The sequence below is a fragment of the Nonomuraea sp. NPDC051941 genome (genome assembly GCF_044593615.1).
Genome location: NZ_JBIUCF010000018.1, coordinates 152,615 through 175,279 on the forward strand (window position 1 = coordinate 152,615; position 22,665 = coordinate 175,279).

Here is a 22,665-nt window from a genome sequence, read left to right on the forward strand (position 1 = left end):
CCGCGCTCATGGGCCGATGATCCTGGTCGGAAGCGCCGGTCTCGCGTCCGTCCAGCCGGAGGCGGTCAGGGCGGTCCACGAGGTCAGTGCACGTGCGTCCCGTTCCTCCGCGGCCAGCAGCCGGGGAGTCGTCGGAAGTTGCGAGAGCAGGCTGGTGGCCTGCGTGTACAGGGACTCGTCGTCGGCCCGCCGGCCACTTCTCCGGGTCCACTCCTGGAGCACCTGCCGGAGCCTCGCCACGTCGGTCGGCAGGTTCATGACCTCCTTCGTGGTGACGTGGGTGGATCCCACCTGGGGATAGGAGACTTCAGGAGCGAGCTCGTCGTCGAGCCGTACGGCGAACGGCGGCGACGGCACCACGCGCCGCTCTTCGCCGACCCGGCGACCTGGATGTACGCCGGGGTGGGCCACAAGCGCTGACCTCCGCCGACGCCGAACCCTGAGAGCGAGCTGTGGACCCGGCGCGAGCCGCCGCAAGGCGGTTTAAGGTTCAAGCAGTGGAAGGACGCGCGGACAGGACGGCGGAGTGTGAGCACAACGGTGGAGACCGGGCGGGCCAAGGAGGGCGGCTCTCCTGCTCCCGGGAAGCGGCGCAGGCGGTGGCTCGCGTGGACGGTCGTCGCGCTGCTGGCCCTGTGGGCCGTCATCAGGGTCGCCGGTATGGAGGGCGGCTCGTTCGTGACCCAGCTCATGACCGTGACCCCCATCGGGGCCGGGATGGCGGCGCTGACCGCGGTCCTGTCCCTGCTCAGGCGCAACCGCCCGGCCGCGCTCGCCGCGGCGCTCGTCTGCGCGGTGCTGGTGTCGGTCGTGACGCCGCGGGCCTTCAGTGCCGAGCAGCCGCCCGCCAAGGGCGCGCCGCTGCGGGTGCTGTCGGTCAACCTGTTCGGCCGCGGTGACGCGCAGACCGTCGTCGACCTGGTACGCAGGTTCGACGTCGAGGTGTTCAGCGCCCTGGAGCTCACCCCGGCCGAGGTCGAGCGCCTGGACGCGGCCGGGCTGAAGCAGCTCCTGCCTTACCGGGTGCTGCAGGCCGACTTCGGCGCCACCGGCAGCGGCATCTTCTCCAAGCATCCGGTGACGGAGCTGACCGGCCTGTTCACCCCGATCGGCCACAACATGCCCGCCGCCACCGTGGCGCTGCCCGGCGGCGGCAAGGTCGAGTTCGTGGCCATCCACCCCAATCCGCCGCTCGGGCGCATGGAGGCGGAGTGGAAGGCCTCCCTGCGCGCGCTGCCTCCGGCCTCGCCGTCGGCGATCCGGGTGCTGGCCGGCGACTTCAACGCCAGCCTCGACCACCGCGCCTTCCGCGACCTGCTCGACCGCGGTTACGTGGACGCGGCCGACCAGGTGGGCAAGGGCCTGATCCCGACCTGGCCGAACGGCCGGGCCGTGCCGCCCGTCATCTCCATCGACCACGTCCTGGCCGACCGGCGGGTGGCCGTGAACCGGGTCGAGATCGTGGACGTGCCCAGGACCGACCACCGCGGCGTCTTCGCCGAGCTGCGCCTGCCCTAGCCGGCTCGGCGGGCCGGCGTCTCGTGGGTGGTGAGCCGCCGCTTCGAGCCGAGCACGACGGTCTCGCCGGTGAGCCGGACGGCGGCCCGCAGCGGCAGGTCCTCGGCGGAGGGCCCGGCGGACAGCACGATCGTCCCCGGCTCGACGATGCGCCGCAGGTCGGGACCGGTGTACGAGAACGCGTCCGCGGGCACGCCGAACGCCACCGCCCGCTCCTCCCCCGGCTCCAGCGCCACCCTGGCGAACCCGATGAGCTGCACGACGGGCCTGGCGACCTGCGCGACCGGGTCGGAGGCGTAGAGCTGCACGACCTCCTCCGCCGGCCTGGCACCGGTGTTGCGCACCTTCACCAGGGCCTCGACCGAGCCGTCGGTGGGGCACTCGGCCGCGTCCGTGGTCATGGCCAAGTACTCGACGGCCGAGTATGACAGGCCGTGCCCGAAGGCGTACGCCGGCGTGGGGTCCAGCACCGTGATGCCTTCCGCCCTCCTCCCCAGGGGCGGCTGGAGGTAGGTGGACGGGCTGATCGGCGGCGTGCCGGGGATCTGCACCGGCAGCCGCCCCGACGGGTTGACCCGCCCGCTCAGCACGCCCGCCACCGCGGCCGCGCCCTCCACGCCGGGGAAGAACGCCTGGACCAGCGCGGCCACCCGATCCTTGTAGGCGCCGAGCGCGTACGGCCGGCCCGAGACCACGACGAGCACGGTCGGCGTGCCGGTCGCGAGGACCGCTTCGACCAGGTCGGGCTGGAGTCCGGGAAGCCGCAGGTCGGCCACGTCGCAGCCCTCGCCCGACGTGCCGCCGCCGAACAGCCCGGCCCGGTCGCCGACGAACACGAGCGCGAGATCCGCCTCGGCCGCGACCTCGGCGGCCCTGGAGATCCCCGACGCGTCGTCGCCCGACACCTCGGCGCCGAGGCAGTGGCGCACCTCGGCGTAGGGGAACTCCAGCACGAGGCTCTCCCTGATGGACGGGATGGGCAGGCCCATCCCGTGCTCCGGGTAGCGGTCGAGCACGTGGTTGGGGAAGGCGTAGCAGCCCATGAGGGTACGCGGGTCGTCGGCGCACGGCCCGATGACGGCGAGCCGGGCGGTCGTGCCGGGGCCGATCGGCAGCAGGCCGTCGGGGTTGCTCAGGAGCACGATGGAACGTTCCGCGATCTCGGCGGCTATCCCGCGGTTGCGCGGGCTGTCCAGATCGACGTCGTCCGCGCCGTCCGGGACGAGCGGGCCGCCGTCCAGCAGGCCGAGCTCGATCTTCTGGCGCAGGACCCGGCGTACGGACTCGTCGACCAGCGCCTCCTCGACGTGACCCGCGCGGACCTTCGCGACCAGGTACGCGCCGTACGACACCGTCTCGGGCAGCTCCACGTCGACGCCCGCCCGCAGCGCCACCTCCCCGGCCGCGGCGTCGTCCTCGGCCACCCGGTGCGTGGAGGCGAGGAACGGAACGGACCAGTAGTCGGACACCACGGTCCCGTCGAACCCCAGCTCATCCCGCAGCAGCCGCCGCAGCAGGTCGGCACTCGCCCCGACCGGCACGCCGTCGAGGTCGGTGTAGGAGCACATCACCGAACGCGCGCCGCCCTCGTGCAGCGCGACCTCGAACGGCGGGAGGATCACGTCGGCGAGCTCGCGCGGGCCGATGCTGACGGGGGCGTGGTTGCGGGCCGCCCGCGAGGCCCCGTACCCGGCGAAGTGCTTCAGGGTGGCGATGATCCCGGCGCCTTCGAGGCCGCGCACGTAGGCCGTGCCGATCCGGCCCACCAGGTACGGGTCCTCGCCCAGAGACTCCTCCACCCGCCCCCAGCGGTAGTCGCGTACGACGTCGAGCACCGGCGACAGGCCCTGGTGCACGCCCGCGGCCCGCAGGTCGCCGCCGATGGCCGCGGCCATGCGCTCGACGAGCTCCGGGTCGAACGTGGCCGCCCAGGCCAGCGGCGTCGGGTACGCGGTCGCCCCGAACGTCGCGAACCCGGTCAGGCACTCCTCGTGGGCGATGGCCGGGATGCCGAGCCGGTTCGACGTGACCACGAGCTCCTGGAGCTTGCGCAGCCGGGCCGCGCCCTCGGCGGCGGACAGCGGGGCGGTGCCGTACACGCGGGTGAGGTGCCCGAGCCCGTGGGCCAGCTGCTCGTCCAGCCCTTCGGCCTTGTCGAAGCGGTCCTGCATGGGCGCCACGTTGCCGTGCTCGGGCCCGTTCTGGAGCCAGACGGAGCCGAGCTGCGCGACCTTCTCCTCCAGCGTCATCTCCGCGAGGAGGGACTCGACCCGTTCGCCGACCGTCCGCGCGCTGTCCCGCCAGGGTGCCAGACCCGGCGCGTTCACTGATGTCATGGCCTTCCTTCTGAAACCTTCGAAAGCTCATTCCGATCATTGAATTCGGACTCTAGGTGCCCACCGCAAAAGCCGTCAAGAATATTTCGATGGATCGCCGAAACTTTCGGACTGCGGCGTTATCAAGGAAAATTGCGAGAAATCCGGCCACGCTCCCGCGCAGGCACACTGGCCAGGTCAGCACCCCCGGACGCGCTCGGAAAAGATCGCGTGGGGGTCACCGCAACGGCAGGCGACTGTCACCGGAAGGCTAGCCCGAAAATGTGTTCGAGCGTGGAATCGTCGTCATGCCCCGGGACACCCCCCGGGGCCGCCGACAGCGAGGGGAATGCCTTGCCCGTTCTGAGATCCTTACGCGTGGCCGCGCTCGCGCTGGTGAGCGCCGCCGCGCTCGTCCTGCCCGCCTTACCCGCCCAGGCCACGGGTCCCGACGTGGTCGTCCGGTGGAACCAGACGCTGCTCACCGCGGTGCGCACCGGCACGCTGGGGCCGCCGCTCGTGGCCAGGGCGCTGGCGATCGTGCACACCTGCGCCTACGACGCGTGGGCCGCCTACGACGCGGTCGCCGTCGGCACCCGGCTGGGCGGCTCGCTGCGGCGGCCCGCGGCGGAGCGCACCGATGCGAACAAGGCCAAGGCCGTCAGCTTCGCCGCCCACCTGGCGGCGGTCGACCTCTATCCGGCGCAGCGGGCCACGTTCGACGCGCTGATGACCGACCTGGGCTACGACCCGGCCGACACGTCGAGCGTCCCGGCGCAGACCGGCGTCACCGCGTGCCAGGCGGTGCTCGACTACCGCCACACCGACGGCTCCAACCAGCTCGGCGGCTACGCCGACACCACCGGCTACGCGCCCGTCAACGCCCCCGTGGTGGTGGCCGACCCGCTGACCTCGCTCAACGATCCCGGCCGGTGGGCGCCGCTGACGTTCGTCAACCGGGCCGGGGCGACGGTCACGCCGCCGTTCCTCGCGCCGCACTGGGGCCAGGTGGCCTCCTTCAGCGGCACCGCCCGCGGCCTCGCCGACGCCGTGCCCCCGCCGTACGCCTACGGCTCGTCGGGCTTCCGCACGCAGGCCGCCGAGATCGTGTCCATCACGGCCGCGCTGACCGACCGGCAGAAGTCGATCGCCGAATACTGGGCCGACGGCCCCAACAGCGAGACGCCGCCCGGCCACTGGAGCCTGTTCGCGCAGCAGATCTCGGCGCGCGACCACTACGGTCTCGACCAGGACGTGAAGCTGTTCTTCGCGCTGGCCAACTCGGTCATGGACGCCGGGATCGCCTCGTGGGAGGTCAAGCGCGACCACGACTCGGGCCGCCCGATCACCGCGATCCGGTTCCTGTACAAGGGGCAGCAGATCCCGACGTGGGGCGGCCGGACGATCGACGGGGCCACGTGGGTGCCGTTCCAGGTGCCGACGTTCCCGACGCCGCCGTTCGCCGAGTACGTCTCGGGGCACAGCACGTTCAGCGGGGCGGCGGCCGAGGTGCTCAAGCGCTTCACCGGCGGCGACGCGTTCGGCGGGCAGGCCGTGGTGGCGAAGGGCTCGTCGCTGGTGGAGCCCGGGGTTACGCCGGCGCAGGACGTGACGTTGCGCTGGCCCACGTTCACCGACGCGGCCGACGAGGCCGGGATGTCGCGCCGGTACGGCGGCATCCACTTCCGCCTGGGTGACCTGCAGGGCCGCGCCCTCGGCCGCGCGGTCGGCACGGCGGCCTGGGACCGCGCCAAGGCGTACTGGACCGGCCGCGGCTGATGTCCGCCCCATGACAGGACGCAGCACCACGGAGGCGCCCGCTCCACTGCGCTGAGAGCGGGCGCCTCTTCGTGCGGCGGGGCGTCAGGCCACGTTCTCCTGGGCCAACCGGTTGAGCGTCTCGAGGTCGAACGAGCCCGCCTTGACCGCCGTGGTGAACGACTCCCAGTCGCGGCGCGGTACTTCCAACACCGCGTCCGGGTTGTCGACGTGAATGAGCTCCACGTGGTCGTTGATCCGCTTGGCCTCGACGCGGCCGGCGACTTGACTCATACGCACTCCTTCCAGTGCCCTGCGGGGATTCCACCCCGGCCACCCGTTCGCAGGAGGACCGGGGCGGATGCGGGAAGCCTTGCACCCCGAGGGGTGACCCGGCCACTGGGCCGTGGACGAGGGAGGTTGGAAAAACCCACTCACAGGAGGCGATCTCTTGACCCGGGACGCAAGATTGCCGACCCTCTGGGCGCACCAGTGGCCAGTGATGGACAAGTGTCTGTTAGAGCCTTTTAAGTGAGAAGTTAGTGGAGGGGCGTAAGTTCTCGATAAATCACAGCACAGCACCACAAAGAGGACACATCATGAACGTGACCCCAGAGCGGCGGACGCGCGTCCCGGAAAGCCGGAGCGTTCGCATCACGTAGAAGTTGATCATCCCGCTAACGGACGTTTCGAGCATTCTCGAAGCATTCCTCCGGAGATGTCTTCCCTGTCTACAGTCCTACCTGTGGGGGCCCAAGTAACACGCACCAAGGTGTGGAGCGAGCTGCGCGTGAGCTCCACTCCTCAGCTCTATATCTCCGTCTCGCCCAACCTGACCGTCCTCGCCATGATCGCCGATGCCCTCGCCGGCCGCCGCCGCGGCCTGCCCGAGCTCTGGCGGCGGGCGATCAGCTCGCGCGTCGGCCCGCTGGGCCACGAGGCCGTACGCCCGCTGGCCGCACCCGGCCACTCCGTCGCGCCGGACATCCTGGTGCCGCACACGCCCATCGGCCAGGACGTCTCCATGCAGGCCCAGATCAGCGCCCTGCACGACACGCCCCCTGACCACCTGATCAGGGACCTCGAGCAGGCGTTCGGCCCGGGACCGCTGCCCGCGCACTGGCGGGCGGCGGCCGAGCGGCCGGCCCGCTGGCTGCTCGGCTACGCCGGCGCCTTGGCCGATGTCTGGAACACCACCGAGCCCCTGTGGAAGCGCGGCCGCCCGCTGCTGGACAGGGAGATCGAACGGGTCGGCGTCGCCACCGTGCGCGGCGGCCCCGAGTTGCTGCTCGGCGCGCTCAGCGACCGCCTCGTGTACGGCGAGCACGGCCTGCTCGTCCCGGACCTCGAACCCGGCACGTTCGAGCTGGGCGACCGCAAGATCGTCCTGGTGCCGATGCTGGCCGGCAAGGATGCCCTGATCCTCAGCATGGACAGCCCGGAGGCGGTGTGGATCGCCTACCCCGTGCGCGGGGCGGACTCGTTGTGGCGCAAGCCCCTCGCGCCGGCGGTGGACGAGCTGTCGGCGCTCGTGGGGCCGGTCCGCGCGGACCTGCTGTGCGCGCTCGACCAGCCCATGACCATGTCGATGCTGGCCACGGACATGAAGATCGCGCCCAGCGGCCTCACGTACCACTGCGACCGGCTGCGGGCCGGGCGGCTGATCACGCGCGAGCGCCGCGGGCGCGAGGTGTGGATCGCCCGCACCCATCGGGCGGACGAACTGCTGGAGCTGTTCCGGCGTTGACGGGAAGGAGCGGAATGCTCAAGTTCCAGCGCGACGCGCTGGCCACGTGCGCAGAGGCGGCCGGTGCGGCGTCCGGCGCGTTCTCGGGGATCAAGGGCCAGGCGCCGGGCGCGGCGGCGTTCGGGAACGTGTCCGGATCCGCGGCCATGGCCACGGCGGCGGCCGACCTGGCACGGGTCTCCGAGCTGGCGGCGAGGACCCTGGGCGGCCGACTGGAGGCGGTCGAGCGCACGCTCGACGCCGTCCGGAGCACGGTCATCGAGGCCGATGGCGGCGCGGTTCGAGCATGAGCCCGCTCGACGAGGTCAGAGCCGCGCCGGGTGGCGCGGAGCTGGCCGAGCTGGCCGCCAAGGTGATCGGCGACCCGGGCGGGATCGCCGCGGCGGCGAACGCCTGGCGCACCGCCGCCGGCACCGGTCAGCGGCACACCGAGGCGATCCGCACCGCGACCGCCGGCGTGGGCGGCGCGTGGCAGGGCGGCAGCGCGGAGGCGTTCACCGGCTACATGGGCCAGGTGGTGCGCTGCGGCGACGGGCTGCGGCAGGCGCTGCAGGAGTGCGCGGGCCACCTCGACGCCGCCGCGAGCACCCTGCGCTCGGCAGAGTCGCGGGCGCTGGAGACCTGCCACGCCTACGCCGCCGCCGCGCAGGAGGTGCGGGGCCGCGAGCCGCGGCCCACCGAGGAGCAGGTCACCCAGAGCCTGAAACCCGCGCTCGACCAGGCCCGCGGCACGCTGCAGCAGCTCGTCGCCGACACCGGCACGGTCCTGTCCGACACGGCGGGAAAGATCCAGAAGGCGCTCGGCACGATCCCGGACGTCGCCGCCGAGCTGGGCGAGCCGGACGCGCAACCCTTCGCCCCCCGCGCGGGCAAGCCGCTCGGCTGGTCGCCCGCGCAGCAGGGCCCGGGCACGACCGCGCTGGCCGCGACCGCGGGCTCGTCGGGCGCCGGGTTCGGCGGGTACGGCACCAGCGGCCCGCCCCCGCCCGGCGGCGGACCCGCCCCTCCAGCGGAGATCGCCGGCTGGATCAGCCAGGCCATCGAGATCCTCAAGGCCAACGGCTACCCGGTCGAGAAGATGAACGTCAACGACATCTACACGATCATCCGGCACGAGTCCGGCGGCAATCCGAACAGCATCAACACCTGGGACTCCAACGCGGTCAGAGGCACGCCGTCCAAGGGGCTGATGCAGACGATCGACCCCACCTTCCAGCGGTGGAAGCTGCCGGGACACGACAACGTCTGGAACCCGGTGGACAACATCATCGCGGGCGTCCGGTACGCCATCGCGACCTACGGCTCGGTCTCGAGCGTGCCCGGCGTGGTCGGGATGAAGACCGGCGGCGGCTACCGCGGCTACTGACCCGCGGCCTGCTGCCCCCTCCCTTCGAGCACGGGCTTGGCGGCCCTGGCCGGGTCGAGCACCGGCCCTTCGGGGATGAGCTGGAGCACGTTGGCGGGCACCGGGGTGGCCTGGCCGGGCGCGTAGCCGAGCTTGGCCAGCACGTCGGTGCCGGGCACGGCGTAGCGGCGGCCCTCGGCGGTGACCAGGTAGTAGGACTGGACCGCGTTCAGCTGCCCGTCGCCGGGCAGGACGCCGGCCAGCACCGCCCTGCCCGGCGGCAGGCGTACCAGGTCGGTGGCGTCGCCGCGCGGCTCGGGCAGCTTGGCGCCGGTGGTGAGCCGGACGCGGGTGGATCCGGTGCCCGTGTCGGCGTAGACGACGCAGATGACACCGGCCTGGTCGTACGCGGTCATGCGCGGCATGACCGCGGGCAGGCCGTCGGCGGGGACGGCGGTCCGCGAGTGGGGGGCGGCGTTGGCGGAGGCCGCGTCGACGGCGATCTCCCTGACCGCGCCGCCGCCGTAGGCCGCCCTGCTGTCGGGGTCGCTCAGCAGCAGCGTGGCCTGGGTCTGCGTGATGGGGGCCAGTCCGTCGTCCAGCAGCACGTACCAGCGGTCCTCGCCGCCGGCCACGCCGCCCGCGCGGAAGACCTGCCCCACGGCCGCCGTCCTGCCCCCGGGCCCCGCCACCGGCCGGCCGCGCCCGCGGACGTCCGGCGCGGCCAGGTCGGGCCCTTCGGGCAGCGCGTTCAGCCAGGCCACGGGCACGGCGGCGGGGACGGCCGAGCTGAGCCCGCGGGCGATGCCGGTGGGGACGCGCATGCGGGCGCCCCGCCAGATCGCCCACCGCTGGCCGCCCACGTCGACCAGCAGCGCGTTCCCCTCCGCGAGCGGCGTGCCGCCGAGGTCGCGCCCGGCGACCAGCGTCACGTACGGCTTGCGCCCGGTCGGTTCGGCGCGCTCCTGGACGCAGGCCGCCCAGGGGCCGCGGGCCAGGTTCGCGGGGCCGGGCAGCGAGTCGGGGGCCTCGGGGATGCCGATGAGGGCGCCGCGCTCGTACTTGGCCAGCGCCTCCCGCGCGACGACGCGCTCCTTGACGTCCTGGGAGGCGAGCACGAGGCGGGCGGAGGCGTAGTTGGCGACGGGGATGAGCCGGCGCTGCTCCTGGCTGTAGACGAACCTGGCGCCGGTCTCGCGCTCGATGATCAGCGTGCCGGGCTCCTCCAGTGCCTTCGTGCCGCCCGGGCGCAGCAGACCGAAGACCGCGAAGCCGACGCAGAGCAGGACCGCGACCATGATGCCGGCGAGGAAGCCGATGTTCTGCCGGCGGAGCGGCCATTCGGGCTGGTTCGGCTGGGCCCGCAGGAGCGCCAGGCCGATGCGCTGAACGGTGAGGCGGTACGCCTGATAAAGGTCGCGCTGGCTGTGCAACTCCCGCCCCTTGGATCACATGACTCCCCTACTTAACCCAATTTATCGGGATAAATAGGGAGAAGCTGTATGGTTTCGTAATTGAGAATGATCAATGACCAGTGAATGACGTACCTGTCCCGCGCGCCCGGCACGTTACAGGCTGGTGATCGTGAATCCGGATACGCGTTATATCACCCCCGATGCGATCGGCGAGGTCCGGCGGGGCATCAGGGACGACCTCCTGCCGGTTTTCGACGAGGTGCGCCAGATCTTCGAGCAGAACCGGGCGGTCGGCTTCCCCGGCTGGGGGCCGCTGGGCGAGTGGACGGTCGGGGCACTGTACCGGTCGCTGATCGACTCGTTCGTCCGCGACACCGAGACAGCGCTCGCGGTGATGCGGAAGTGGGAGGGCGAGGACCTGGCCTTCGCCGAGCGCAACTGGCGCACCGCCGAGGACCTGATCGTCCAGCGGGTGAAGAAGCCGTGAGGCCCAGGGTGGCCGGGCGCGCCCGGGACGGCTCTCCCCTGCGCCTGTCGAAGAACCCGCCCGACCCCGAGGCCGTGCAGGGCATCCTGCGCAAGGCGGCCAGGATGGAGCCGTCGGTCGTGGTCGGCATGCTGGCCACCGTTCCCGCGGTCGCGAACGTGCCCGGCATCTGGGAGGCGGCCGCCAACCTCCAGGCGGGCGCGGGCGGCCGGCTCGACAAGGGCGCGAACAACTCGATGACCATGGTGATCAACAACTCGGGGCAGAACTGGGTCGCCGGGGACCAGAAGGAGTTCGCGAGCGCGGCCAACCGGCTGCGGGCCGAGCTCGACGCCTTCCGCACCAACGTGCAGTGGGTGGCCGGGCACGTGGACAGCATCGGTGACGGGTTCATGGTCTATTGGGGGGCGGCGGCCAAGATCGCGCAGGAGACGTACCTGCGGCTGGCCGCGCTGCAGGTCCTCGCGCTGGCGCCGCAGACCAGGCTGGCCGCCAGGATCGCCATGCGCAGGACGGGGGTCCAGGCGAGCGCGTCGCTGGCCGCCTCGACCGGCGCGCTGAAGCGCTTCCTCGGCTCGCTCGGGCTCAAGGACGTGCTGGGCGGCGTCGCGGCGGGCGTCGGCGGGACGGCGGCCGTGCAGCTCGCCTTCATGCGCCCGACCGGCGCCGCGGCGATCGGCTTCGGCACGGGGGCCGTCGACCCCGCGAAGGCGGGGACGTTCGCCGCCCCTCCGCAGGGGCAGCCGCTCCCGCCCGGCACGGGGTCCTTCCAGTGGACGGTCAAGGCACCGGGCGGCGACATGAGCCTCGAGGACGTGGTCAAGAGCCGTAGCTAGCTCACCAGCCCGCGGATGGTCTCGTACAGGTCCATCACGGCCAGCGCCAGCGGAATCAGGGCGATCATCAGCAGGATGTCGAAGATGTCGCCCACCCGGCCCCAGAAGGGGGACGGCCGCGCGGACGTCAGCCACAGCGCCGTCCCCGCCACGGCCAGGGCCAGCACGACCAGCCCGGGGACGATCCCGTAGAGCACCACCCCGTCGGCCGCCGTGACCACCGCCGTGACCACCGCGGCCGCGGCGGGCAGGGCCACCCCCAGCAGGGCCGCGGTCAGCAGCCAGGCCCGCTGGCCGCGGCCCTCGAACACGCGGGCCCGCATGAGCAGCGACAGCGACAGCACGGCGCTCATCGCGAACGCGGCCCAGGTGCCCGCCACCGTCAGCAGCACCTGGGCGGCGAGCACGATCACCGCCACGCCGGCGACCAGCCCCGTGCAGAAGCGGTCGGCCACCACGGTCTTGTCGATCACCAGCTCCCCGTCCAGGTCGCCGCTCTCGCGGCGCAGCTCCTCCGCCGTCGTCGGCAGCGCGGGCAGCGGCATGCCCGCCAGCCGGAACGACAGCGAGGGGATCGCCGTGGTCAGCCCCACCGCGAGGGCCGCGAGCACCGCCACCACCCCGGCCGCGGGCAGGTCGAAGGCCATGACCAGCCCGGACGCCAGCAGCCCGGACAGCGCGGCGGCGGCCACGCCGAGGAACGTGGGCAGCCCCTGGGCGACCGCGAACCCGGTCGCCGTGGCCAGCATCAGCACCACGCCGCAGGCCGACAGCAGGGTGTCCGGCTGGACGACGGCCGCCGAGGCCGGTCCGGTCAGGCCCGCGACGAACCCGTACGGCAGGGCCGCGTACCCGATCACCGCGCCCGCCCGCGCGTCGCCGAGGGCCCGCGACAGCGCCACGGCCACCAGCAGCAGGACCAGCGCGACGGCCCCCGCGACGAGGGCCGTGGGCAGCCAGGGCGGGCCGGTCGCCGGCAGCGCGGCGGCGCCCGCGCCGAGCAGGGTGGCGGCGGCGCGCAACCCGTAGGCCCTGGTCGTGGCGGGCTGCCAGCGGCCGGTGCGCTCCAGCACGCCGGTTGCCACCGCGTCGGCGACGTCGTCGAAGACGACCTCAGGCAGCTCATGGCCGCGCGGCCGCAGGTGCAGCATCTCGCCATCGTGCACGGCCAGCTCCGACAGCGTCGCGTTCACGTCGAACGGCGGGCCGCCCAGGCGCTGGAGCACCCAGCCGCCGTGGGCCAGGCCCGCCTCCGCGAGCCCTTCGCCGGCGACGCGCAGCAGGGTAGGCAGCAGGTTGCCGAGCGGGATGTCCGGCGGCAGGCCCAGGTCCAGGAATCCACGCGGGGTCACGACGGTGACCCGGCACAGGTCGGTTCCGGTGGCGCTCACCCGGACGAGTGTATGGATCGGACACCGAACGCGACGGGCTTAATACGTACAGGAAATTTGAAATATCGCCTGTTTCGCTACGTCAGCGACTTGTATGGCGTCGTGAGCGGCAGCCTGATCGTGGTCCGCAGGCCCGAGCGGCGCCGGCCACCCGAACCTCCCGGCGGCGAGGTCCTGCTGGAGTCCCCGCCCGAGATCCCCGAGACGGTGACGGGCGGCGGGCTGACCCAGCTCCTGACGTACCTGCCGATGCTGGCGGGCGCGGGCGCGATGGCGCTGATGTTCACCGGCGGGTCCACGAACAACCCGATCATGCTGGTCTCCAGCGGCCTGTTCGCGGTCTCGATGATCGGCATGACCGTGGGCCAGATGATGCGCGGCGCGGGCGAGCGCAAGAGCCAGCTCAACGGCCAGCGCCGCGACTACTACCGCTACCTGGAGCAGGTCAGGAAGCGGGTCCGGGCCGCCGCCGCGCAGCAGCACAAGGTCATGACCTGGAGCCATCCGGACCCGGCCGCCCTGTGGTCGCTGGTGATGACCACCCGGCTGTGGGAGCGGCGGCCCCGCGACGACGACTTCGCCCAGATCAGGATCGCCACCTCGGCGCAGCGGCTGGCGCTGCCGCTGATCCCGCCGGAGACCAAGCCGATCGAGGACCTCGACCCGGTGACGGCGGGAGCGCTGCGGCGGTTCGTGCGCACGCACGCCACCGTGCCCGGGCTGCCGGTGGCGCTGGCGCTGCACTCGTTCGCCAGGATCGTGATCACGGGCGACCCGGCGGCGGCGCGCGGGCTCGTACGGGCCCTGCTGGCCCAGGCGGCGGCGCTGCACTCGCCGGAGGACCTGCGGATCTCGGTCTGCGCGGGCGCCGAAAGGGCCCGCGAGTGGGAGCCGGTCAAGTGGCTGCCGCACGCCCTGCACCCCACCGAGGAGGACGGGGCCGGCCCCGTGCGGCTGGTCTCGGGGGATCTGGGCGAGCTGGACGACCTGCTGGGGTTCGAGCTGAAGGACCGGCCGCGCTTCAGCAAGGGGCTCTCGCCGGACGCGCTGCCGTACCACGTGGTCGTCATGGACGGCGGCACCGTGCCCGCGGGCAGCCAGCTCGGCCTGGACGTCATCGAAGGCGTGACCGTGATCGACGTCGGCGGCAGCACCGCGCAGGTGCCCGCGCAGCTCACGCTGCGGCTGGAGGTCGGCGCGGACGAGGTGGTCCGGGTCGCCGAGGACGAGCTCGGCAAGGAGGTCAGGTCGGGTCTGGGGCGGCCGGACCGGCTCGACCCGCCCGCGTTCGCCGCCCTGGTCAGGCAGCTCGCGCCGATGCGGACCGGCTCGGGGGCGGGCGCGGAGGAGGTGCGGGACGTCTTCGCCACGAACACGACGCTCACCGAGCTGCTGCGGATCGGCGACGCGCGGCGGCTCGCGCCCGCCCAGACGTGGCAGCCCCGCCCGGTCAGGAACCGGCTGCGCGTCCCGATCGGCCTGGGCGCCGACGGGCGGCCCGTCGAGCTGGACATCAAGGAGGCCGCCCAGGGCGGCATGGGACCGCACGGGCTCGTGGTCGGCGCGACCGGCTCCGGGAAGTCGGAGCTGCTGCGCACGCTCGTGCTCTCGCTGGCGATCACGCACTCCTCCGAGACCCTGAACTTCGTGCTCGTCGACTTCAAGGGCGGCGCCACCTTCCTCGGACTGGACACGCTGCCGCACGTCTCGGCGGTCATCACGAACCTGGAGGACGAGCTGCCGCTGGTGGACCGCATGCACGACGCGCTCCACGGCGAGCTGGTACGCCGCCAGGAGCTGCTGCGGGCGGCCGGCAACCACGCCTCGCTGCGGGACTACGAGCAGGCCCGCGAGCAGGGTGCGAACCTGCGGCCGCTGCCGACGCTGTTCATCGTGCTGGACGAGTTCAGCGAGCTGCTGTCGGCCAAGCCGGAGTTCATCGAGCTGTTCGTGATGATCGGGCGGCTCGGCCGGTCGCTGGGCGTGCACCTGCTGCTGGCCTCGCAGCGGCTGGAGTCGGGGCGGCTGCGCGGGCTCGACACGCACCTGTCGTACCGGATCGGCCTGCGGACGTTCTCGGCGGCCGAGAGCCGGGCCGTGCTGGGGGTGGCGGACGCGTACTCGCTGCCGCCCGAGCCGGGCAACGCCTACCTGATGTTCGAGACCACGGGCATGACGCGGTTCAAGGCGGCGTACGTGTCGGGCCCGTACCAGCTCGCCTCGGCGCAGGGACCGGCGGTGACGGCGCGCGCCGGGCACCGCGGGAAGATCGTCTGGTACGGGCCTGAGCGGGTGCCGATGCCGCCCGTCGAGCAGGCCCCGCCGGTGGTGGCGGAGCCCGGAAAGCAGGGCAGGAAGGACAGCCTGCTGGAGATCGTGGTGGGCCGGCTGGCCGGGCAGGGGCCCGCGGCGCACCGGATCTGGCTGCCGCCGCTCAAGGAGGCCGCCTCGCTCGACCAGCTGCTGCCGCCCGTCGAGGTCTCGCCGGAGCACGGGCTGACGGCCGCGGGCACCGCCCAGGACCGGCCGGGGCGGCTGCACGCCGTGGCGGGGATCGTGGACAGCCCGTTCGACCAGCGGCGGGACCCGTACTGGCTGGACCTGTCCGGGGCGGCGGGCAACGTCGCGATCGTCGGCGCGCCGCAGACCGGCAAGAGCACGCTGCTGCGCACGCTGATCGCCTCGCTCGCGCTCACGCACACGCCCAAGGAGGTGCAGTTCTACTGCCTGGACTTCGGCGGGGGCACGCTGTCCTCGCTGACCGGGCTGCCGCACGTCGGCGGGGTGGCCAACCGGCTGGACGCCGACGCGGTACGCAGGACGGTCGCCGAGGTCAAGACGCTGCTCGACCGGCGTGAACGGCTGTTCGTCGAGCGCGGGATCGACTCCATGGCCACCTACCGGAGGATGGTCGCCTCGGGCGCCTTCGAGGGTGACGGCTGGGGCGACGTGTTCATCGTGGTGGACGGCTGGGCGATCCTGCGCCAGGAGTACGAGCTGCTCGAACCCGACCTCGGCGACCTGGTGACCCGGGGCCTGGGGTTCGGCATCCACGTGATCGGCACCGCGAACCGGTGGATGGAGTTCAGGGCCGGGGTGCGCGACCTGCTCGGCACCCGGCTGGAGCTGCGGCTCGGCGACTCCTTCGACTCCGAGATCGACCGCAAGGCGGCCTCGAACGTGCCCGAGCGGGCCCCCGGGCGCGGGCTCACCCGCGAGGCCCTGCACTTCCTGGCCGCGCTGCCGCGCATCGACGGCCGCTCCACCGTGGACGACCTCGCCGACGGGGTCGCCGCCCTGGTCGAGGCCGCGGCGGCGGCCTGGCGCGGGCATCCGGCGCCGCCCGTACGGCTGCTGCCCGCCCTGCTGCCCGCGCACACCCTGCCCGCTCCCCCGCAGGGCGGCACGCGCGTCCCGATCGGGATCGACGAGGCCGCGCTGGCGCCCGTCCTGCTGGACTTCGACGCCGACCCGCACTTCGTGGTGTTCGGCGACACGGAGAGCGGCAAGACCAACCTGCTGCGGGTGCTCGCCCGGGGCATCGCGGCCGGGAAGACGCCGCTGGAGGCGCGGTTCATCGTCATCGACTACCGGCGCTCGCTGCTGGACGCGACCGACACCGAGCACCGGATCGGGTACGCGGCCTCCAGCGCCGCCGCCGCGGAGCTGCTCAAGGGCGTCCAGGAGGTGATGCAGACGCGGCTGCCGCCGCCGGACCTCACCTCGGAGCAGCTGCGGACGCGGAGCTGGTGGACCGGCCAGGACCTGTACGTCATCGTGGACGACTACGACCTCGTGGCGACCTCGGCCAACCCGCTGTCCGTGCTCGGCGACCTGCTGCCGCAGGCCAGGGACATCGGGCTGCACCTGGTCCTGGCGCGCGCCATGGGCGGGGCCGGGCGGAGCATGCTGGACCCGATCGTGCGGCGGCTGAAGGAGATGAACTCGCCCGCCGTGATGCTGTCGGGCCCCCGGGACGAGGGCCAGCTGTTCGGGAACGTGCGCCCGCGCCAGCTCCCGCCGGGACGCGGGCTCTACGTGGACCGGCGGTCGGGCGAGAAGCTCGTGCAGACCGCCTACCTCGACCCCGGCCTTTAACGGTCCAGGTCGCGCTCGATGCGGCCCAGCTCGGCCACCGCCTGGTCCATGGCCTGCTCGTACGCCTCCCGTGCCTCCCGCATGCGCAGGTCGGCCGGGTTGTTCTCGGCGGCCAGGTCCAGCGGGCCCTCCCCCAGGACGTCCCCGAGGAGCTCGGTCGATTTGGCCTGCATGTCGGCGAGGGCGTCGGCGATCAGCACCAGGATCGTCTCGGCGAGGCGCTGCGAGCCCCAGCGCATGGCCCTCGGGTCGATGTCCAGCCCGGTGACGCCCTGCGCCGAGCACTCGACCTGTACCAGCTTGTCCGGGTCCTGCGCGGACCCCTTGACGGCGAGAACCTGATCGTAGAGGTCGTCCAGCCCGCCCGCGGGCCGCTGGGCCTCGGCGATCAGCCGGTCCATGGCACTCTCGTCGAACGCCGTCATGCCTTCACCCCCGGAGTCGGAGCCTCGAGTTTCGTACCGCTGAACTGGTCGGCGACCGCCGACTGTCCGATCATCCCGGCCGTGACGGCCGCGGCGCCGCCCACGAGCGCCTGCTTGGCGGGCGACATCTGCACCAGCTTCTGCGCCACCTTGCCCAGCACGCCCTTGCCGCCCTCCGCGAAGGCCCGCGCTCTGGCGGCGATCGCGCCGGCCTGGTGGTCCGCCCGGCGGCCGAAGCCGGTGGCGGCCACCTCCGAGGCGACCCTCGTGAACGCGTTCATCTGGGCGACCTTGTGCATCACCCCGGCGGTGAGGATGCTCGCGCCGGTGAGGAAGACGGCCTTGCCGAGGACGTCGTACACGCCGGCCGTGAGGCGCAGGGTGTCGGCCGAGGCCTTGGGCGAGGCGGACTTGTCGGCGGCGTCGTCGGAGTACTGCTGCACGGTGCCCTTGTAGAGCTCGGCGCTGGGGGCGGTCCACTCGACGTTCCTGACGGAGCCGTCCACGAGGTTCGGGTGCGCCCGCAGGGCTCCGGCCAGCTCCTCCCACACCTCGGCCGCCGCCCGCTGCTGGGCGGTGTCGCCGTACATGAGGGGCAGGACCAGGGTGGCGTAACGGGCGCGGTTCCAGCCGAGGAGCAGGGAGCCGGTCACGGCCATCGCCGAGCCCTCGATGACGGACCACGGTTGTTCGATCATGTTCACGTCCTGGTGATGTCGGCGGCCGTCCGGCCGGCGTTTCCGTCGCCGTCCACGTAGGTGTTGGCCGTGCCGTATGCCTTGTCGTGGATGCCGGCCACCTCGGCCCGCTTGGCCGTCAGATACGTCAGCGCGGCCCGCTTGACGTCGTCGAACGCCTGCCCCAGCGAGCCGCCGAGCAGGCCGAACGCGCCGTAGGCGCCGGAGGAGAGATCGACGTGCCCGATGGCCGAGGACATCCGTTCCAGGTCCCGCATGGGGGCGGCGGCCATGTTGCGCCCCATCTCGCGGATGGAGTCGACCTGCGTCGCCACGAAGTCGCCGGACATGGCCTCACCCCACCACCGGCGGGCCGTGCACGACCTCGGGGCGGAAGAAGTCGTCGTCGGCGCCCTTCGCCGCGGTCGACCTGCGGGCGTTCTGCCCGCCGTCCCCGGGACCGCCCATGGGCAGGAACGGCATGCCGCCGGAGGCCGTCGCGCCTGGCTCGGCCCCTGCCACGGGCGACCTGGCCGGGGGCCATGAGCCGTCCACGACCGGCACGCTGCCCGGCCGCACGGACGGCCCGGACGGCCCCGGCTCCTGAGCGGCACTCGTGCCCGGATCGGCAGGGCGGCCCTGGTACGGGTCCACCGGGCGATTCGTCCCCGTGCGGCCCGGGTTGACCGGGTTGCTCGGTGGCCTCGTGGTCCCGGCCGGGGTGGTCCCTGTCGTGCGGGGATCGCGTCCGGCCGGGGTGGGAACCGTGCCGGGCGGTGGCAGCGGCCCGGCGGGCGGCACTGTCCCGGCCGGGGCGGGTTGCCCGCCTCCCACGGCGGGCGGCACGCCCGGCCAGCTCGCCAGGGAGGTGGGCGGTGACGCCCCCGCGGGCGCACCCGGTACCGCAGCTTGACCGGGTAGCGGGCCCGCGGGAGTCAGTGGCTGGCCGGGCGTGCCGGCCAGATCGGTGCGGGACCGCACCGGCACCGTGCTCTCGAACGGCAGGTCGCCGCTCTGCGCCGGCACCGAGGCGGGGCCGACCGGCGGCGGCAGGTAGGGGGCCGGCGAGGCCAGCTCCGGGTCCCACGCCAGGGCGTCCGGCATGGCCGTGTACGCCCGCTGGTAGACGCCGTTGAGCTGCTGCATGAAGGCCCGCGCGTCCGCGTCCGGATCGTTGAGCGGCTCCATCGACCCGGCGCCCATGCCGCTCGCCTCCACCCAGTACTCCTGCTGTTCCGTGGCCTTGTCGAAGCGCTCCTTGGCCGAGGCCAGCTCGCCGCCCACCGTCTCCAGCCCGGGCGGGACGCCGTCCACACCGTTGCGCAGCGACTGCAGGTACGCCTGGAGCCGGTTCATGCGCGTGAGCATGGCCCTGGCGGACTCCCCGCCCCAGTTCCCGTCGGCCACCAGCCGCGCCGCGCTGTCGCCCAGCGCCGCGATCGTGTCGGTAAGCAGCTGGGACGTCTTCTTGTACGCGTCCACGACCGGCGCGAACTCCTCCGGCCCGGTCCCCATCACCAGCCGCCGGATCTCCTCGCGCCCGCCGTACGCGTTGACGTTCCCGCCCTGCAGGCAGCCGTGCTTGATCGGTTGTGGTTGCGGCAACGGGTCCCCTCACATCACGTACGCGGCACCGCGCCCGCGGCCCGCTGGTCGGCGTCCCGCACGGTGTTCGCGGTGGCGGCCAGGTCGTCGACGATCCGCTGGACCTGCTCCATGACGAACTGCAGCGAATCGCCCGTCGCCACCCGGGCCCTGCGCACGGTCTCGCCGTACCCCTGGGCGATGTCCCAGCTCCCCGGGGCGACCGGCGACAGGTCGGGCACCTGGTACACAGCCGCGCGCAACCGGGGCAGCAGGCTGTTGCCCAGCTTGCCCGCCACGTCGATGAGGGCCTCCGGCTTGCACATCGCCGTGTCGCCCGCGGTGGCCGGGTCGATGAGAGGCTGATCCACCGGCCTCAGGTGCCCCAGCGGCGGATGTTCATGGCCTCCGCGTCGCGCATGATCTCCGTGGCGTCGTGCAGGGCGGGGCCGAAGCGCTGCATGGTGTCACCCATGGCCACGACCGCGTTGTTCCACTGCTCCTTGGCCGTCCGGTAGACCTCCTTGGCGGAGCCGTCCCAGGTCTCCAGGACCTTGAGGTCGTCTTCGAGGTCGGCCAGTTCGCCGACCAGATTGGCGTAGGCCCGGCCCAGTTCCGACGCGATCTCGTCCATCTCGTCGAAATTGGCGAGGATGATGTCTCCGCCACCCGTCATGGTGATTCTCCGTTCGTCAGAGCTGGCCGCCGCCGAGCGCCGCCTTGAGCCTGGTGGCGACCTCGCTGGCCTGGGTGTTCGCCTCGGTGTACGTGATGCCCGAGCTCTTGAGGTTCTCCGCGATCGTGTGCAGCGCGTCGATGACCTTCTTGAACTGCGGGTTCCATTCGTCGAGGACCTGGCGGTAGACGTTCGCGGACTCGCCTTGCCAGGCGGCGCCGAGCGTCGCGGGAATCTGGGTGAGCCTGTTGTGAATCTGCGTGATGTTCTGGTGTGCGATGAGCGCGCGTTCTGCCGCGCTGTGCTGGCTGCCCTCTTGATAACGTGTCGGCTCTGCCACGTGCACCTCTCGGATCTCGTGAACCCGAATTCGACCGGGTTTTCCGTACTGTGGATCAAAGTAAATGGGTCAAAGCGGGCAGGGCTACGATTTCAACTTTCCTGTAAATGTCGTGGGCCCTCCGGCCCGCCAGCCCCTGCGACGGGCCCTGGGCAGCGTCAACGCCAGGAACACCACCAGCGCGGTGGCCCCCACCGCCCCCGCCGTGATCGCCACCGCGAGGCCGCGCGTGCGCGGGTCCGGCACCGGGGCCCTGGCCAGCACGATCGGCGGCGCGGCGGGCGCGCTCTCCTCGGCGTCGGGCTGCACCGAGGTGACCGCGAGCAGCGGGTTGACCAGCCCGGCCCCGGTGCCGGCCGCGCCGCCGCCGTCCGCCGTGCGCTCCAGCCGGCGCTTGACCTGCCAGTGGTCGAGTTCGGGGTGCCGGGACCTGACCAGGGCGGCGACGCCCGCCACGAAGGGAGCGGCGAAGCTGGTGCCGTCCAGCTCCGTACGGTAGCCGCCGCCGGTCCACGCGCTCGTGATCCCGGCTCCTGGTGCGGTCACCGAGATGCGGGTCACGCTGTTGGAGAACTCCGACTTGCCGCCGTCCGGCGAGGCCGAGCCGACCGCGATCACTCCGGGATACTCGGCCGGGTACGCGGGCGTGACGACGCCGTCGTCCTGCCGTACGTTGCCCGCGGCCGCCACGATCACCGCGTCCTTGGCCTGCGCGTACGCCACCGCGGCCTTCAGCGCGGGATGGTCGTGGGCCTGCACGGACACGTTGATCACGTCCGCGCCCAGCTCCGCGGCCCGCCTGATGCCCTGGGCCAGCCGGGACACGTCGCCCGAGCTCCCCTCGGTCTGCTTGATCGACAGGATCCGGGAGGCCGGCGCGACGCCCATGACGGGCACGCCGCGCGCGGTGAGGTCCCGGCCCGCGATGATCCCGGCCACCGCCGTGCCGTGCCCGACGCAGTCGCGCAGGTCCGTGCCCGTGAGATCGACCTGGGCGGCGACGGCGGCGGCGAGTTGGGGATGCGTGGCGTCCACGCCGCTGTCCACGACGGCGACGGTCACCCCTTCGCCCTTGGTGAAGCGCCACACCCGCTCGAACCTCAGCCTCTCCTGCGGCCACGGCTTCCCGGTGACCTCCGCCACGCCGGGCTCGGGATCGCACGAGACCGTGCGCGTGGGCCCAGAGGTCGGCCCAGAAGTCGGCGCTGGGGTCGGCGCCGGGGTCGGCGCTGGGGTCGGGGTGAGCGTCAGCACCAGGCCGATGGCCGCGGCGCCGTACCAGGAGAAAGGCACGGTAAGGCAGTCTGCCGACATTTCCGATTTGGGGCTTGTCTCTTAGAAATATCTTGAAATGACGCGCCGCCGGGTGGAGCGCGAGATAGGCAGGTGCCGGTACGTCCTTCGACCGCGGAGAGGAAGCATGTCGACACCTGAGGCCGAGGGAGGCGACGCGCACGGCACCCCCAGGCCGGGCCTCGGCCTGTCGGTATACCAGCGGCCGCAGATCAACCAGACCTACGAAGGCGGTTTCAGCGGCACCGAGTACGACTTCGATCCGGACAACATCGAGGAGTCGTACGCCGACCACATCCACTTCCACCGCAACGGCGACTATCCCCCCGAGGCGCCCCGGACGCCGACGGACGCCGACCGCGAGGCCCTGCTCGCCCGCAACCCGGTCGACCCGGGGACGGCGAAGAAGGAGATGTTCATCAAGGTCGGCGAGTACGAGGACCCGGCCACCGGCAGGCCGCTCCCGTCGTCGCCCGTGGAGCAGCTCCGCCAGGACCTCAAGCGCCTGCAGGGCGAGATGGGCGGCCAGAGCCTCAAGGTCCGGCTCACCCTCGCCGGGCTGTCGGACCGCGACCTCGGCAGCTGGCAGGCCGCCGCCGACATGAAGGCGACCACCGACAAGGCGCAGAGCACGCTGGACGCCGCCATCAACCGGGTCTACTCGGTGTACGCGGCCGTGGTGCAGGCGCTCGACGACACCGTCAAGACCGCCAAGGGCGCCGACCAGTCCATCGCGGGCGGCCTGCGCACGCGTACCTGA

At 72.8% G+C, this 22,665-nt stretch carries 23 protein-coding genes; 10 read left to right on the plus strand and 13 right to left on the minus strand.

What is annotated here, in order from left to right:
- Nucleotides 1-6 precede the first annotated feature (6 nt).
- The gene (locus ACIHFD_RS29155) at nt 7-258 is read right to left on the minus strand and encodes a hypothetical protein (protein WP_397369584.1); all 252 of its coding nucleotides are present in this window, start codon (nt 256-258) and stop codon (nt 7-9) included.
- 18 nt (nt 259-276) lie between these two features.
- Here ACIHFD_RS29155 and ACIHFD_RS29160 point away from each other — a divergent pair, with 18 nt between their 5' ends.
- Both ACIHFD_RS29160 and ACIHFD_RS29165 read left to right on the plus strand, forming a co-directional pair.
- Nucleotides 277-420 carry a hypothetical protein gene (locus tag ACIHFD_RS29160; RefSeq protein WP_397369585.1) on the plus strand — a complete coding sequence of 48 codons (144 nt, stop codon included), beginning with the start codon at nt 277-279 and terminating at the stop codon, nt 418-420.
- Between the two features lie 108 nt (nt 421-528).
- Nucleotides 529-1,518 carry an endonuclease/exonuclease/phosphatase family protein gene (locus ACIHFD_RS29165; RefSeq protein ID WP_397369587.1) on the plus strand — a complete coding sequence of 330 codons (990 nt, stop codon included), beginning with the start codon at nt 529-531 and terminating at the stop codon, nt 1,516-1,518.
- On the opposite strand, the gene ACIHFD_RS29170 is transcribed toward ACIHFD_RS29165, so the two are convergent.
- On the minus strand, nt 1,515-3,854 hold the full coding sequence (locus ACIHFD_RS29170) for a glycoside hydrolase family 3 N-terminal domain-containing protein (RefSeq protein WP_397369589.1): 2,340 nt from the start codon (nt 3,852-3,854) through the stop codon (nt 1,515-1,517). The genes ACIHFD_RS29165 and ACIHFD_RS29170 overlap by 4 nt on opposite strands.
- Nucleotides 3,855-4,187: 333 nt before the next feature.
- Here ACIHFD_RS29170 and ACIHFD_RS29175 point away from each other — a divergent pair, with 333 nt between their 5' ends.
- Entirely contained in the window at nt 4,188-5,612 is a 1,425-nt protein-coding gene (locus ACIHFD_RS29175; RefSeq protein ID WP_397369590.1) for a vanadium-dependent haloperoxidase, read from the plus strand.
- A gap of 84 nt (nt 5,613-5,696) precedes the next feature.
- Here ACIHFD_RS29175 and ACIHFD_RS29180 read toward each other — a convergent pair whose 3' ends face one another.
- On the minus strand, nt 5,697-5,885 hold the full coding sequence (locus tag ACIHFD_RS29180; RefSeq protein WP_350733938.1) for a hypothetical protein: 189 nt from the start codon (nt 5,883-5,885) through the stop codon (nt 5,697-5,699).
- Between the two features lie 451 nt (nt 5,886-6,336).
- Between ACIHFD_RS29180 and ACIHFD_RS29185 the strand changes: the two genes are divergently transcribed.
- From ACIHFD_RS29185 to ACIHFD_RS29195, 3 genes are read left to right on the plus strand one after another with little or no spacing between them, the layout of a single operon-like run.
- Nucleotides 6,337-7,338 carry a winged helix-turn-helix domain-containing protein gene (locus ACIHFD_RS29185; RefSeq protein ID WP_350733940.1) on the plus strand — a complete coding sequence of 334 codons (1,002 nt, stop codon included), beginning with the start codon at nt 6,337-6,339 and terminating at the stop codon, nt 7,336-7,338.
- 14 nt (nt 7,339-7,352) lie between these two features.
- Nucleotides 7,353-7,628: a hypothetical protein gene (locus tag ACIHFD_RS29190; protein WP_363966856.1), complete on the plus strand. Its 276-nt coding sequence runs from the start codon at nt 7,353-7,355 to the stop codon at nt 7,626-7,628.
- Nucleotides 7,625-8,704, plus strand: a complete 1,080-nt coding sequence (locus ACIHFD_RS29195; protein WP_397369591.1) for a transglycosylase SLT domain-containing protein — start codon at nt 7,625-7,627, stop codon at nt 8,702-8,704. Before ACIHFD_RS29190 ends, ACIHFD_RS29195 begins: the two co-directional genes overlap by 4 nt.
- Here ACIHFD_RS29195 and eccB read toward each other — a convergent pair.
- A complete protein-coding gene (gene eccB / locus ACIHFD_RS29200) occupies nt 8,698-10,116 on the minus strand; it encodes a type VII secretion protein EccB (RefSeq protein WP_397369592.1) in 1,419 nt (472 codons plus the stop codon). The genes ACIHFD_RS29195 and eccB overlap by 7 nt on opposite strands.
- 151 nt (nt 10,117-10,267) lie before the next feature.
- Here eccB and ACIHFD_RS29205 point away from each other — a divergent pair, with 151 nt between their 5' ends.
- Nucleotides 10,268-10,585, plus strand: a complete 318-nt coding sequence (locus ACIHFD_RS29205) for a hypothetical protein (protein WP_350733947.1) — start codon at nt 10,268-10,270, stop codon at nt 10,583-10,585.
- Nucleotides 10,582-11,421, plus strand: coding sequence for a hypothetical protein (locus ACIHFD_RS29210; protein WP_397369593.1), 840 nt, complete (start codon nt 10,582-10,584; stop codon nt 11,419-11,421). Before ACIHFD_RS29205 ends, ACIHFD_RS29210 begins: the two co-directional genes overlap by 4 nt.
- On the opposite strand, the gene eccD is transcribed toward ACIHFD_RS29210, so the two are convergent.
- Nucleotides 11,418-12,812 (minus strand): type VII secretion integral membrane protein EccD, encoded by a 1,395-nt coding sequence (eccD, locus tag ACIHFD_RS29215; RefSeq protein ID WP_397369594.1) that lies wholly within the window; start codon nt 12,810-12,812, stop codon nt 11,418-11,420. The two genes, ACIHFD_RS29210 and eccD, sit on opposite strands and share 4 nt — an antisense overlap.
- Before the next feature lie 102 nt (nt 12,813-12,914).
- Between eccD and eccCa the strand changes: the two genes are divergently transcribed.
- Nucleotides 12,915-16,910 (plus strand): type VII secretion protein EccCa, encoded by a 3,996-nt coding sequence (eccCa, locus tag ACIHFD_RS29220; protein WP_397369595.1) that lies wholly within the window; start codon nt 12,915-12,917, stop codon nt 16,908-16,910.
- Here the strand turns inward: eccCa and ACIHFD_RS29225 are convergent.
- The 8 genes from ACIHFD_RS29225 to mycP all read right to left on the minus strand — a co-directional run bounded on the left by ACIHFD_RS29225 (nt 16,907) and on the right by mycP (nt 21,905).
- The gene (locus tag ACIHFD_RS29225; RefSeq protein WP_397369596.1) at nt 16,907-17,335 is read right to left on the minus strand and encodes a YbaB/EbfC family nucleoid-associated protein; all 429 of its coding nucleotides are present in this window, start codon (nt 17,333-17,335) and stop codon (nt 16,907-16,909) included. The genes eccCa and ACIHFD_RS29225 overlap by 4 nt on opposite strands.
- Nucleotides 17,332-18,033 (minus strand): hypothetical protein, encoded by a 702-nt coding sequence (locus ACIHFD_RS29230; protein ID WP_350733956.1) that lies wholly within the window; start codon nt 18,031-18,033, stop codon nt 17,332-17,334. Before ACIHFD_RS29230 ends, ACIHFD_RS29225 begins: the two co-directional genes overlap by 4 nt.
- Before the next feature lie 2 nt (nt 18,034-18,035).
- Nucleotides 18,036-18,362, minus strand: coding sequence for a hypothetical protein (locus ACIHFD_RS29235; RefSeq protein ID WP_397369597.1), 327 nt, complete (start codon nt 18,360-18,362; stop codon nt 18,036-18,038).
- A 4-nt stretch (nt 18,363-18,366) separates the two neighbouring features.
- Nucleotides 18,367-19,617 carry a hypothetical protein gene (locus ACIHFD_RS29240; protein WP_397369598.1) on the minus strand — a complete coding sequence of 417 codons (1,251 nt, stop codon included), beginning with the start codon at nt 19,615-19,617 and terminating at the stop codon, nt 18,367-18,369.
- Nucleotides 19,618-19,631: 14 nt separating this feature from the next.
- Entirely contained in the window at nt 19,632-19,967 is a 336-nt protein-coding gene (locus ACIHFD_RS29245; protein ID WP_397369599.1) for a hypothetical protein, read from the minus strand.
- Nucleotides 19,968-19,972: 5 nt separating this feature from the next.
- On the minus strand, nt 19,973-20,272 hold the full coding sequence (locus ACIHFD_RS29250) for a WXG100 family type VII secretion target (protein WP_350733964.1): 300 nt from the start codon (nt 20,270-20,272) through the stop codon (nt 19,973-19,975).
- Between the two features lie 16 nt (nt 20,273-20,288).
- Nucleotides 20,289-20,612, minus strand: coding sequence for a WXG100 family type VII secretion target (locus tag ACIHFD_RS29255; RefSeq protein ID WP_192791395.1), 324 nt, complete (start codon nt 20,610-20,612; stop codon nt 20,289-20,291).
- A gap of 84 nt (nt 20,613-20,696) precedes the next feature.
- Nucleotides 20,697-21,905 carry a type VII secretion-associated serine protease mycosin gene (gene mycP, locus ACIHFD_RS29260; RefSeq protein ID WP_397369600.1) on the minus strand — a complete coding sequence of 403 codons (1,209 nt, stop codon included), beginning with the start codon at nt 21,903-21,905 and terminating at the stop codon, nt 20,697-20,699.
- 127 nt (nt 21,906-22,032) lie between these two features.
- On the opposite strand from mycP, the gene ACIHFD_RS29265 reads away from it, so the two are divergent.
- Nucleotides 22,033-22,665 (plus strand): hypothetical protein, encoded by a 633-nt coding sequence (locus tag ACIHFD_RS29265; protein ID WP_350733968.1) that lies wholly within the window; start codon nt 22,033-22,035, stop codon nt 22,663-22,665.